We start from the raw sequence: 12766 nt of genomic DNA, 5'->3' as shown, positions 1-12766 counted from the left end.
TTTTATTTTTTTATAAACTTAGATTCTAAAAAACCTAATCCGTAGCCATAAAACTGAGTAAGTGTAGTTACGAGACTTAGAAAGGCTACTTTTAAGTTTTTATTTTCAAAAAGAGAATGTATAAACAATATGAGAAAGTAAACTCCGTAAAGTTTACTAAAAATAGTATACCCGAAGAATGCCATAATTATTGAAAAATCAATACCTAAAATAAATAGACTTGGAAACCAGTACGTAATTTTAGCTGTTTCGGGGTATTTTTTATTTAATATAGGTCTTGCAGTACCAAAAGCAAAAGTTTGTTTAAAAAATTGCTTTATAGTGCTTCTTCGCTTATGATATACAAAAGCTTTTTCTATTAGTTGAGTTTCAAAATCGTTTTCCCACAAACGAAAAGTCAAATCTATATCTTCTCCTACTTTCATTGGTGAGAAACCATTTGTTTTCTCAAAAGCAACTTTAGACAACCCTAAGTTAAAACTACGTGGTTGAAACTTACCTACAGCTTTTTTCTTTCCTCTAATTCCACCAGTTGTTAATACTGATGTCATTGAATAATTTATAGCCTTTTGTAAAGAAGTAAAACTTGAATGGGCTGCATCTGGTCCGCCAAAAGCATCTGTGAAATTCTTGTTTAATGCCTTTTCTACTTCTTGCAAATATTGTTTAGGAACAATTACATCTGAATCTAGGATAATAAAATAATTACCGTTTGCTCTTTGCATTCCATAATTTCTACTAGCTCCTGCTCCACTATTATCTTTAAAGAAATAATGTATATCTAATTTATCTGAATACTTTTTTATAATTTCTTCTGATGAATCTTTAGAACCGTCTTCAACAATAATTATTTCGAAAGTTTTTTGATAGGTTTGCTTTATTAAACTTTCTAATAATTCGTCAATTTCTTGAGGACGATTATAAACGGGTACTATTATGGAGAAGTTATATTCCATTTATACCAAAACTGGTTCTTTAATTAATGCTGCTATTCCATTCCAAAGTTCAATTCTTTTTTGAAGAGACTTTTTTCCGTAGTATAAAACTTCATTCCATTTTTGCTCGTCATTACCACATAATTCTTCTATCATTTGTAATGCTAAAGGTCCGTGTTCATCTCCATCAAGTTCAATATGTCTATGTAAATAATACGTAAGCTTATTATAACTCTTGTTCCCTTGAGATTCTGCTTTATTTACAATTTCTAAAAACATATCCGGTATTACATCTTCTCTACCAAAAGTAAAACTTGATGCTATAATATGTGGTTTGTTGGTTTTTATGACATCAAATGTAAAGTTAACAAACTCTTTTGTTGATGCTGCTATTTGTAAACCTTTAATTTCCTCAGCAATACTATCAATATCAGAAATTGAGTCTATAAATCTATTTACTATCATTGTATCTGCTCCTACTTGACTCATAGCGTCTACATACATTTCGAAATGACTTTTAGGCTCTCCTAACTCATTTACATCAGTTTCTTCTCCATGAACAATTTCATTGATAAAACGTGCTGTTATTGGATTTTCAACAGGCTTCCATGGTAAACCAACACAAGTTAATTCTTTCTGTAAAGCTTTTAGCAACGACATAAAATCCCATACTGCAAAAACATGTTCTTGCATAAAAGTTTTTACATCTTCTAACTCATTTAAAACAGTGTATAATTTATGCTCTTTAAGTTGATTTCGTAATGGTTTTAATTCAGATTCTATATATTGAATTCGGTTCATTTTAAAAGTATTCCAATAAAAAATGCAAATCTAACGATTTGCATTTTAAGATATTTTATTTCAAAGATGTTTATTCTTCGCTAAACTTATCCATAACAGCATCACTAACTCCCATGTTAGAAAAACCTCCATCGTGGAATAAGTTTTGCATCGTTACTTTTCTTGTTAAATCAGAGAATAACGAAATTGTATAGTCTGCACATTCTAAAGCAGTCGCATTTCCTAATGGAGACATTTTTTCGGCATATGCTAAGAAACCATCAAATCCTTTTACACCACTACCTGCAGTTGTCATAGTTGGTGACTGAGAAATTGTATTTACACGAACTTTATGATCTCTTCCGAAGAAATACCCAAAGCTACGAGCAATAGATTCTAAATATGCTTTATTATCTGCCATATCATTATAATCAGGAAAAACTCTTTGTGCAGCCATATAGGTTAGAGCTACGATACTTCCCCAATCGTTCATTGCTTGTTTGTTGTATAAAACATTCATTGTTTTGTGAAAAGACAATGCAGAAACATCGAACCCTTTCATTGTAAAATCGTATTTAGAATCTGTATAATGACGACCTTTACGAACGTTTACAGACATACCAATTGAGTGTAAAACAAAATCAATTTTACCTCCTAATATCTCCATAGATTTTTCAACTAAATTAGTTAAATCGTCCATTGAAGTTGCATCTGCAGGAATTATCTCAGAACCTGTTTTCTCTGCTAATTCTTTAATTTGCCCCATACGCATTGCAATAGGCGCGTTGGTTAGCACAAACTCAGCTCCTTCTTCGTGAGCACGTTCAGCAACTTTCCAAGCAATAGAGTTTTCATCTAAAGCACCGAAAATAATTCCTTTTTTACCTTTTAATAAATTATACATGGTTATGTTTTTTAGTCTTTAGTTATTTGATTAGCAAATATAATTTTAATTTAATAATTCTTTGGCATGCGTTAATGCGCTTTCGGTAATGTCTTTACCACTTAACATTTCAGCAATTTCACGAATTCTATCTTCTTCTGTTAATAGTTTTAAGTTAGATTCTGTTACTCCACTAACTTCTTTTTTATACACTTTATAATGCTGATTTCCTTTCGCTGCTATTTGAGGTAAATGTGTTATGGTAATTACCTGCATGTTCTCACTCATTTGTTGCATGATTGCTGCAATTTTGTTTGACACTTCTCCTGAAACTCCTGTATCAATTTCATCAAAAATAATCGTAGGTAACTTGCTATTTTCTGATAATACTTTTTTAATAGAAAGCATTATTCTTGATAATTCTCCTCCAGAAGCTACTTTTTTTAACTCACCAAAATTACCTCCTTTATTTGCTGAAAAAAGAAATAACAAATCGTCTTTACCGTTCGTATAATAATTATCAGACAACGCAACTTCAAATGAAAAACGAGCATTTGGCATTCCTAACTCAGCTAATAAAAACTCTAGCTGTTTCTTTAACTTTGGTAATACTTTATTACGAGCTTTAGAAATGGTATTGGCTAATTCATCAAGCTTTGTTTCAACCTCTTTTATTTCTGCTTCTTTCTTAGTTAAGATTTCTCCAGCATCTTCTACTTGAGCTACTTTTTCTGAAAGTGATTCGTGTATTTTCTGCAATTCTTCAATAGAACTAACTAAGTGCTTTTTTTGTAGGTTATAAATTAACTGCAAACGATCATTCAACTCTTCTACTTCAATCGGATTGTATTCTACTTGCTCATTTGCATTTTCTAATTCCGAAACTACATCATCTAATTCAATTTTTATGCTTGTAATTCGAGCACTCAGTTCTTCATATTCTTTCGAAAATGAAGCTATTTTTTGCAAATTATTTTCTAGAGAATACAACATAGACTGAACTCCCATTTCTTCGCTAATAGCTTTTTGTAACGCTTCGGAAAGATTCAGTTTTATGTCTTCTATATTATTTAACTTCTCTAATTTTTCTTCAATTGTTTCTTGCTCTCCAATTTCAAGATTTGCTTCTTCTAATTCATTAAATAAATGCAAATTGTATTCATATTGCTGTTTAGCTTCATCTTGAGATTGCAACAAAATCGCTAACTCTTTTTTAAGTGAATTATACTTCTTTAATCCACGTTTATAGGACGCAATTTTTGTCTGATTCTTTGCTAAAACATCAATAATATGAAATTGAAAGTTCACATCTGACAACTCCATTGTTTGATGTTGAGAATGAATATCTAACAACTTAACTTTTAATGAAGTTAATACCGATAAGTTTACCGGAGTATCATTTACAAAAGCTCTCGATTTTCCTGAAGGAAGTATTTCTCGTCTAATAATTGTTTCAGATTCATAATCGATATCTAATGAATCAAACAAATCTTGTAAACCATAATCATCAACAGAAAATTGGGCTTCGATTACACATTTTTTTTCTGTATTCTTCAGAGATGATAAATCGGCTCTGTTCCCCATAACCAATCCTAAAGCACCTAATAAAATAGATTTACCAGCTCCGGTTTCTCCTGTAATTATTGATAATCCTTTAGTGAAATCAATCGATAACTGATTGATTAACGCGTAGTTTTGTATAGCTAATTGTGTAAGCAAATTCTATTCTTTAATAAAGAATAAAAGTACTAATTTTATAGAAAACTAAAAGTGGTTTTACTTCTGAAAATTATGATTTTATTTTCTTCCACTTATCAGTATATGTTGGAGCAATTTTATATAAAATCTCAACCATTCTTTGCTGATTCGATGTAGGTCGTCCATCTGAAAACACACTCACAATTTCATCAGCTTTAGCGTCTAAGAATACTCGAATCATATAATTTCCTACTGTAATATTGTGCAGTCTTTCTAATTGCATTACGCTATTTTCAATAGCCATTTTTGCTTTGGCTTTATCATCAGCAAAAAAGTCAAAACCTTTTCTATGATACTCGTATAAAATGTTCCTTAACACTACGAATTTTGATGATAATAAATTATCTATTAATGCAAAACGGTTTTGTTTTCCTATTTGATTTTGCCATCCAGCTCCTCCTCCTTGTTGAGCTTGTAACATAGCATTTTGTGCAACTTTAAAATAGCTTTCACCTCCTTTTCTCGCAAATGTATCAGCATCTACTCCTAAAATTGTATACACATAAAATACAATAGTAGAAACTAAGTTAGAATCGAATGTATTGGGATTGTAAATTAACGGTTCAAATTCGTTATATTGAAAATTAAAATCGGTATCGTTAATGTTTAATAACGGAGTTGCGTAACTTGAATTATATACAGGTCGTGTAGCTTGAATTTGTAAACTTGCATTGAACTGATTTCCGTTTTGTTCATTTACAATAATTGTAAAAGCACAGTTTATTCGCTCTTGAGGTTTTACTTTTCTTTGTGTCCACTCAGTTTGATTGATAAACTCTGTTAAAGCTGTTTGAAGTGTATTGTAAACTTGTTTATTAGAACTTTGAACTTTATCTGAATTTATCGTTACTAAAGCATTTAGCTCTTGAGCTTGAACAGTAATTCCTAAGAAAAATAAGGATAGTGCAAATAAAAAATTACGCATTGAGTTTTTGTATAATTTCGTTAATTATGTCTTCAGATACTTCTTTTTTCGATTTTAACTCGAATGATTTCTTACTAAAATCTGCATCAATAATAGTAATTTTATTTGTATCTGTTGCAAAACCAGCTCCTTTATCTCTTAAAGAATTTAGCACAATTAAGTCTAGATTTTTTCTTTCAATCTTACTTTTTGCATTTTCTTCCTCATTATTTGTTTCTAAAGCAAAACCAACCAAAAGTTGCTTTTGTTTAATTTCTCCTAATGATTTTAAGATATCTTGAGTGGGTTCTAACTCAATAGTTAACGATGCATCTTTCTTTTTTATTTTCTGAGACGCAACATTTTTTGGTCTATAATCTGCTACTGCTGCCGATAAAATAGCTACATCAACATCGTTATAGTATTTATGACATGCATTGTACATATCTTGAGCAGATTTAACATCAATTCTGTGAATTAATGAATGAGTTACTTTTTGATGAGAAGGTCCAGAAACTAAATACACTTCTGCTCCCAAATTGGCTGCTGTTTTAGCAATTTCAAACCCCATTTTTCCTGAGGAATGATTTCCTATAAAGCGAACAGGGTCTATTGCTTCATATGTAGGGCCTGCTGTAATTAAAATCTTTTTCCCTTTTAAAGGTAGTTTAGATACAATGTCTCTCTCAATAAACGACACTATATCTTCTGGTTCAGCCATTCTTCCTTCTCCAACTAATCCACTTGCTAACTCACCAGAAGTTGCAGGAATCATAATATTTCCAAATTCTTGTAAAGAATCTAAACTTACTTTCGTTGATGGATGTTTATACATGTCTAAATCCATTGCAGGAGCAAAATACACTGGGCATTTTGCTGACAAATACGTTGCTAATAACAAGTTATCGCAAGTACCATTTGTCATTTTAGATAAGGTATTGGCTGTAGCTGGGGCAATAATCATTAAATCTGCCCAAAGTCCTAAATCTACATGATTATTCCATAATTCATTTTCGTCTTCAGTATCGTAAAATGTAGAATGAACTGGATTTTTAGATAAGGTAGATAAGGTAAGTGGTGTAATAAAATCTTTAGACGCAGGAGTCATTACTACTTTAACTTCTGCGCCTGATTTTATAAATAAACGGACTAAATTTGCGGTTTTATATGCTGCTATACCTGCAGTTACACCTAATAAAACCTTTTTACCGCTAAGTACAGACATTCTTATTTCTTGTCTGTTTGTCTGTAATATACTTTTTCGTTTAACCATTCTTCAACAGCAATTGCAGTTGGCTTTGGTAAACGCTCATAGAATTTAGAAACTTCGATTTGTTCTTTGTTTTCGAAAACTTCTTCTAAACTATCATTATAAGTAGCAAATTCATCTAACTTATCAATTAATTCTTTTTTTAAATCAGAATTAATTTGAGTAGCTCTCTTAGCTATGATTGAAATTGCTTCATAAATGTTATCAGTTTGAGCCTCAATTGCCTCTTTGTCATACGTTATAGTACTTGCTGCTGCGTTCGTTTCTTTATAATCCATGATTTAACTTTTAACTAACTCTAATTGTTTTTGCTCTTTTTGTAATGTTGCTAACATAGCATTTGAATCTTCCATAAATTTAGATTCCGGAAAGTTTCTTTTTAACTTTTCGTATGCTTTTATAGCTTCTTTAATTCTTTGTGCTTTCCTACGAGTTGTACTTTTTAATACAAAATCGTGTGCTGCTTTTAATCTATAATACAAAGCTTCTTCTTTAAAAGTAGTACCTAAGTAATCTTCTAATAAATTATCGAAAGCTTGTATTGCTGCTCTATAATTTCTTGAATCGTAATCTGCAGTACGGTAATATGTTTTAGCAATTTCAAATGCTTTTTTCTCTAACTTATAACGTAATTCTGCATAATACTTATTGGCTTCACCAATTTTATCAGAATCTGGATAGCGATCAATAAATGATTGAAATTGATTCAAAGCTTTTTCAGTATCTACTGGATCTAAACTAAATCTAGGAGATGCTTTATAATAACTTAAAGCCGATAAAAATGCTGCTTCTTCTCTCTTTGAACTTTTTGGATAATTCTGTGTGAAGCGATTAAAATAATATCCTGCTTGGATATAGTTTTTCTCGTTTAAATTAGATTGAGCAACCATGTATTGAATACGCTCCATTTGAGGTTTACCTCTATAAGAAGGAATAACTTTTTCAAATAAACGTAAGGCTTTACTGTACTTTTGTGCTTCGTACATTTTTACTGCCATTTTATACTGTTGCTCTACAGTACCTTTATTTAAAGCTCTTTGATACTCACTACATGAAGTAAGTATCACTATCATAACAACGAAATACGCTAAATTTTTAATTTTTTGCATTTTGCAAAATTAAGGATTAATTATGGATTTATAAAACGATTTTTTACACTGAATTAGTGTACTGCAATAAACCATAATTTTTGTTACAAAAAAGGCAACAAAAACTTAAATGTTTGTTAATCTTACATTGGCGCGTTACCACCTGCGTCTGCCCCTACTAATTGCTTAACATCGTTATCGAATAAATATAGACCTCCTTTATCGTCTCCTATTAAATTAATCTTATCTAAAATGTTTCTTGCTAAAGCTTCTTCTTCTATTTGTTCAGAAACATACCATTGTAAGAAATTATGAGTTGCATAGTCTCTTTCTTCTAAAGTAATATGTACTAAATCGTTAATTGATTTGGAAACGAAAACTTCATGGTCAAATAATGTTTGAAACATATTTTTAAATGTTCCGAATTCAGTTGGAGGAGCAGTTAATTCAGAAACTTGTGCGTGACCTCCTCTTTCGTTTACGAATTTCACTAACTTTAGCATGTGCATACGCTCTTCATCTGAATGTGCATACATAAACTGTGCTACACCTTCAAATCCTTGAACTTCTGCCCAACATGCCATTGATAAATATACTTGTGAAGACTCTGCTTCTATTTTTATTTGCTTATTTAAAGCTTCTTCTATTTTCTTTGATAACATTATATAGTATTTATCTTAAATCTTAGACAAAGATGCTAAAAAAAGCCCACAAGTTAAACTTGTAGACTTTCTTTTATTAATATTTTATTTGAGGATTATAGTTTATCTACAAAATCAGAAATTTCAGTTTGTAATTCTTCTGAAGCTTTAACCAATGGTAAACGAACCTCATCTAAACAGATTCCTTTTTTTAACAGTAATGATTTTATTCCTGCTGGATTTCCTTCAGCAAAAATCATATCTATACTATCAGCGACTTTGTAATGTAGTTCGTAAGCTTCTTTTGTTTTTCCTTCTAACCCTAATTGAATCATTTGAGAAAATTCTTTTGGCAAACCTTCACCTATTACACTTATTACTCCAGCTCCACCAGCTAAAGTCATCGGTAAAGCAATCATATCATCTCCTGAGATCACTAAGAATTCTTCAGGTGCATTTTGTATAATCCTCATTGCTTGAACCATATCTCCAGCCGCTTCTTTAACCGCTACAATATTATCGAAATCGTTAGCTAGTCTTACAACAACTTCTGGTGACATGTTAGAAGAGGTTCTTCCTGGAACATTGTATACAATGATAGGTTTTTCAGTAGCTTCTGCTATCGCTTTAAAGTGCTGATAAATTCCTTCTTGAGTAGGTTTATTATAATATGGTGATACAGATAATATTCCATCAAAATGACTTAAATCTGTTGATTGAATTTCATCTATCACAGCAGCTGTATTGTTTCCTCCAATTCCTAAAACCAAAGGTAATTTTCCATTATTAACCTCTATTATTTTTTGTTTTACAGCTTCTTTTTCTTCTTTTGTAAGTGTTGCTGGCTCACCTGTAGTTCCTAAAACTACTAAGTAATTAACACCGTTTTCTATTTGATAGGTTACTAAACGCTCTAATGCATCAAAATCAACCGATTTATCTTCTTTAAATGGAGTTACTAAAGCTACTCCTGTTCCTACAAACTTTTGCATTATATTTTATTTAAAATCGTTAGGTATTTTTTTAATTCTTGATTTAAAATTGCTTCGTTAAAAGTTGGCTCAGACACTACTAAATCAAACAATCTATCATCGATATTAGCGAAGCCAGCTTTTAATTTTGCTTGTGATAACAAAGTTATCATATTCGTATATAAATTCGGTTCTTTTGTATAGTTAATAAGTAAATCGTAATCGTTTTTAACGAAATCTTTTAAATTGTCTGATTTTAAACTCGCTTTAAATCCGAAATCATTATCAGAAAAAAACTCTGGAGATTCTTCTTGCTTTTTATTAAACTCTCTTAAGATTAAAACTGTGATTTGAGCTTCTTTAAAAGGAAGGGTATTTTTAATATTAGACAACACAATGTTTTTAAGTGTTTCTTTGTCTAATAAAATTGCTACAGAATTAATCTTAGCATTATTTTGTTTGGTTAAAACAGTTTTTGAAACAAGCTTTTCGTAAGCTTTTTTTATAGATTTTTGTTTAAGTTTGGATATCATCGTAAGGTTTTACAATCGTTCAAAAATAAAGTTTTATTCTTTAATTTCTATCAATACAAATTGATTTAACTGTTTACCGTAAACTTGAAAGTTATCGTCTGACACTAAAATTAGACTTTGATTTCCATTCTTAAGTTTTGGACCAAAAGTTATTCCTTCAATATTATCTACAAAGCTATCAGTTAGTTGATTTCTTACCGATTCAAAATCAAATATCAATCTTTTTTTCATCGGATTTATATTTTTATTTACTAATGCATTTATTTGTAGCGTATTCGTTGTCTTTTTATTAATTATCGCTTCATATATTCTAACAATGTTTGAATTTTTATAACCGCTTTGATAAGTTCTTTCTAACACAAAAAAATGATTTGGTTTATATTCGAGAATATCGGTTAAACCATTCAAATTCACATGACCTTTTAGTGGTCTAGAAATTGAAGATAAATTGTACACATATTCTTTGGTAGTTTGTTTTAACTCCTTATTTACATAAGTAAATCTTACATACGATTTCTCGCTACCGAAAGAAGGTTCTTCCCCATCTGATTTTAAAGGAAATTCCATCGCTGTCCAATATCCTTTTTTATCAGCGCTATGGCTTAATCCTTCAAAAGTTCCGTTATGTCTAGGCTCTTTGCTAGATACTAAAAACTTTTCTGGCAATTGATAGTTTGTCTTAAATTTTCCATTTTTGGATACCGAAAACAGCAACGGATTCTTTCCTTTTTTTATTGATCCCTCACTAGTTAAGACTAGTTCTTGATTTTCAGAATCGAAAAGAACAGATTCTAAATCGAGATGGTTTTCTCTAAAAAAATCTGATTCTTTTTTATTTAATTTAAGTACATCAATAAATTCTACGTCTTTAATTTTAGAATTTTCAATAATAATTTTCGCTTTAAAAATTCGCGGATCTCTTGCATCATCAACTGCTAAAAAATAATCATTATCAACTGCATCTATTCCAGATAAACCTCCAATAGCATTTCCTTTAAACTCTTTATTTATAGGAAATACGTATTCATCTAAAAACTTTAATTCAACTTTTTTTTCTGATGCTATATCTGTTGTTTTACAAGAAAAAAGCACACTAAACAACGTTATTGTAAAAAGTAATCTTTTAATTAAAAACATATTTATAAGTAAGTTTTAAAAAAATCTTCGTCTAAAACAGCAAAACTAATATTAATGAAAAAATATCTACCTATAATTTTAAAATTAATCGCAGCTATAATAATGTTACAAACGTTATTTTTCAAATTTACTGCAGCTCAAGAAAGCGTTGATTTATTCACAAAGTTAGCAGGAGAAAATGAAGCTTTGATGAGAATAGGCACTGGTATTTTAGAATTAATTGCTTCAATTTTATTATTCATTCCAAGAAAAACTTGGTTAGGAGCTATTCTTACAATTGGTTTAATGGGAGGTGCAATTATGGGACATTTAACAAAACTTGGAATTGAACACAACGGAGATGGCGGTATTTTGTTTTATAGCGCAGTAATTACTTTAATTGCTGGTAGTATTTTGTTATTTATAAATAGAAAAGATATTCCTGTAATAGGAAATAAGTTATAGATTTTTAAATTTAATTTGTTAACCCCGAAAAGGTAAAGGTTGTATAATCTTTACCTTTTTTTAGTTAGTTCAGTTTCTATTAAAAAAATACCATTATAAATTAAATAGTAAGATAACGTATAAATTAATACCCCAAAAAAATTGTAATAAACCGATTCTTCTATCAGCAAACTTATCCCATAAATACAATCTGAGGCAATTCCTAAAAAAATTCCAGCGAACAGTACAAAATTCTTGAAATTCATTTTAAAAAGGTAATTTGTAAAAGCCACTCCACCTAAAAAACTTGTAACGATTCCGTAAATAAGTGTTATGTAATAATACTTCTCATTAGTAAAACCGCCAAAGACAATATAAAAGATAATTAAGAAGAAAATTAAAAATGACATAAAATAGAAATAAACATTCTTTCTATTAACTTCTTTTATATAATTAAACACAACTTGTATCAAAGCTAAATGCACTAATGTAAAAAAGAACATTCCTATGTTAAAATTGTTATTATCAACAAAAAAAACATTGGCGACAATTGTTAACAACATTGATATTAATACTACTAAATTAACCTTTATTTTTTTCTTAAAATAAAATACTAAAAGACATAGCATTGGTAATGTAGAACAAATCATTCGTTCAACTTCATTACCATTTAGCATTACAAACAAAAAAATTATTGTAGTAATTAAAAATGAAATATGAATTAAAAAATCAAAAGATTTAATTTTCATTATTCTTGAATTGCAATTACAGATTTACATATTAAATATTGAGATACAATATATAAAACTATAATTGAAATATCGAAAAAGTGCTTTGGTGTATAAAAATTATTCAACGCAATTAAACTATCTGATGCAATAAATAAAATAGCTCCTAACAATAGCCATAAACTAGCAGTGGATTTACTTTGTTGGTAATATAGTAAAGCACAAGTACCAAAAGCTGATATTGCAATTCCGTATACAATTACAGGAATTAACATTTCTCCTAAATTATCTTTTATAAGAAATAATATTCCAGCAAATAGAATAACAAATATAATTGCAGATTTTAATATTTGTGACAATCCTTTCTTCTCTAAAAACTGAGAAGTCATTTTTATATACATAATATGAGCAACTAAAAAAGAAGCTAGTCCAAACACAAAATAATTAGTTTTATCTAACAAGAAAACATCTCCCCAAAAAGAAAAAAACAACGCTGAAATTAACCAAAAATTAGGCTTCTTAACCGATACTAAATACACAACGACAAGTGTTGTCATTAACAAAGGTTTAAAAATAGTTTCTAAAAATTTATTTTGTATTATAACTGCATATACATCAGCTATAGAGACTATTAAAAATAATATTGAAGCTATCGCTACTTTAGTTTGTTTACTCATGTTTTCTTAAAATAAATGGAATGATTATTTGTAAAGAC

Annotated in this window: 15 protein-coding genes; 1 reads left to right on the top strand and 14 read right to left on the bottom strand. The window is 29.6% G+C overall.

Annotated features, from left to right (window positions below):
* Positions 1 to 2: 2 nt before the first annotated feature.
* The 12 genes from WH52_RS10180 to WH52_RS10125 form a co-directional block, all read right to left on the bottom strand.
* Positions 3 to 956, bottom strand: coding sequence for a glycosyltransferase (locus tag WH52_RS10180; RefSeq protein WP_086030838.1), 954 nt, complete (start codon positions 954 to 956; stop codon positions 3 to 5).
* Positions 957 to 1736, bottom strand: coding sequence for a DUF3050 domain-containing protein (locus tag WH52_RS10175; protein ID WP_086030837.1), 780 nt, complete (start codon positions 1734 to 1736; stop codon positions 957 to 959).
* Between the two features lie 70 nt (positions 1737 to 1806).
* A complete protein-coding gene (locus WH52_RS10170; RefSeq protein ID WP_086030836.1) occupies positions 1807 to 2619 on the bottom strand; it encodes an enoyl-ACP reductase FabI in 813 nt (270 codons plus the stop codon).
* Positions 2620 to 2664: 45 nt separating this feature from the next.
* Positions 2665 to 4317: a DNA repair protein RecN gene (gene recN / locus WH52_RS10165; RefSeq protein ID WP_086030835.1), complete on the bottom strand. Its 1653-nt coding sequence runs from the start codon at positions 4315 to 4317 to the stop codon at positions 2665 to 2667.
* 70 nt (positions 4318 to 4387) lie between these two features.
* Positions 4388 to 5281, bottom strand: a complete 894-nt coding sequence (gene porD / locus WH52_RS10160; protein ID WP_086030834.1) for a type IX secretion system protein PorD — start codon at positions 5279 to 5281, stop codon at positions 4388 to 4390.
* Positions 5274 to 6485, bottom strand: a complete 1212-nt coding sequence (gene coaBC, locus WH52_RS10155) for a bifunctional phosphopantothenoylcysteine decarboxylase/phosphopantothenate--cysteine ligase CoaBC (RefSeq protein ID WP_086030911.1) — start codon at positions 6483 to 6485, stop codon at positions 5274 to 5276. Before coaBC ends, porD begins: the two co-directional genes overlap by 8 nt.
* 2 nt (positions 6486 to 6487) lie before the next feature.
* Positions 6488 to 6808 (bottom strand): DNA-directed RNA polymerase subunit omega, encoded by a 321-nt coding sequence (locus tag WH52_RS10150; RefSeq protein WP_086030833.1) that lies wholly within the window; start codon positions 6806 to 6808, stop codon positions 6488 to 6490.
* A gap of 3 nt (positions 6809 to 6811) precedes the next feature.
* Entirely contained in the window at positions 6812 to 7639 is an 828-nt protein-coding gene (locus WH52_RS10145) for an outer membrane protein assembly factor BamD (protein WP_086030832.1), read from the bottom strand.
* Between the two features lie 122 nt (positions 7640 to 7761).
* Positions 7762 to 8280 carry a ferritin gene (locus tag WH52_RS10140; protein WP_086030831.1) on the bottom strand — a complete coding sequence of 173 codons (519 nt, stop codon included), beginning with the start codon at positions 8278 to 8280 and terminating at the stop codon, positions 7762 to 7764.
* A 95-nt stretch (positions 8281 to 8375) separates the two neighbouring features.
* Positions 8376 to 9251 (bottom strand): 4-hydroxy-tetrahydrodipicolinate synthase, encoded by an 876-nt coding sequence (gene dapA / locus WH52_RS10135; protein ID WP_086030830.1) that lies wholly within the window; start codon positions 9249 to 9251, stop codon positions 8376 to 8378.
* Positions 9251 to 9763 carry a DUF6913 domain-containing protein gene (locus WH52_RS10130; protein WP_086030829.1) on the bottom strand — a complete coding sequence of 171 codons (513 nt, stop codon included), beginning with the start codon at positions 9761 to 9763 and terminating at the stop codon, positions 9251 to 9253. Before WH52_RS10130 ends, dapA begins: the two co-directional genes overlap by 1 nt.
* Positions 9764 to 9796: 33 nt before the next feature.
* Positions 9797 to 10900: an esterase-like activity of phytase family protein gene (locus WH52_RS10125; protein ID WP_086030828.1), complete on the bottom strand. Its 1104-nt coding sequence runs from the start codon at positions 10898 to 10900 to the stop codon at positions 9797 to 9799.
* A 54-nt stretch (positions 10901 to 10954) separates the two neighbouring features.
* On the opposite strand from WH52_RS10125, the gene WH52_RS10120 reads away from it, so the two are divergent.
* Positions 10955 to 11344 (top strand): DoxX family membrane protein, encoded by a 390-nt coding sequence (locus WH52_RS10120; protein ID WP_086030827.1) that lies wholly within the window; start codon positions 10955 to 10957, stop codon positions 11342 to 11344.
* A gap of 50 nt (positions 11345 to 11394) precedes the next feature.
* Here the strand turns inward: WH52_RS10120 and WH52_RS10115 are convergent, their stop codons facing one another.
* The gene (locus tag WH52_RS10115; protein WP_086030826.1) at positions 11395 to 12072 is read right to left on the bottom strand and encodes a lysoplasmalogenase family protein; all 678 of its coding nucleotides are present in this window, start codon (positions 12070 to 12072) and stop codon (positions 11395 to 11397) included.
* On the bottom strand, positions 12072 to 12728 hold the full coding sequence (locus tag WH52_RS10110) for a lysoplasmalogenase (protein WP_086030825.1): 657 nt from the start codon (positions 12726 to 12728) through the stop codon (positions 12072 to 12074). Before WH52_RS10110 ends, WH52_RS10115 begins: the two co-directional genes overlap by 1 nt.
* Between the last annotated feature and the right edge of the window lie 38 nt (positions 12729 to 12766).

This window comes from Tenacibaculum holothuriorum (assembly GCF_002120225.1).
Classification (GTDB): domain Bacteria; phylum Bacteroidota; class Bacteroidia; order Flavobacteriales; family Flavobacteriaceae; genus Polaribacter; species Polaribacter holothuriorum.
This window is presented reverse-complemented; position numbering and strand designations above follow the sequence as displayed.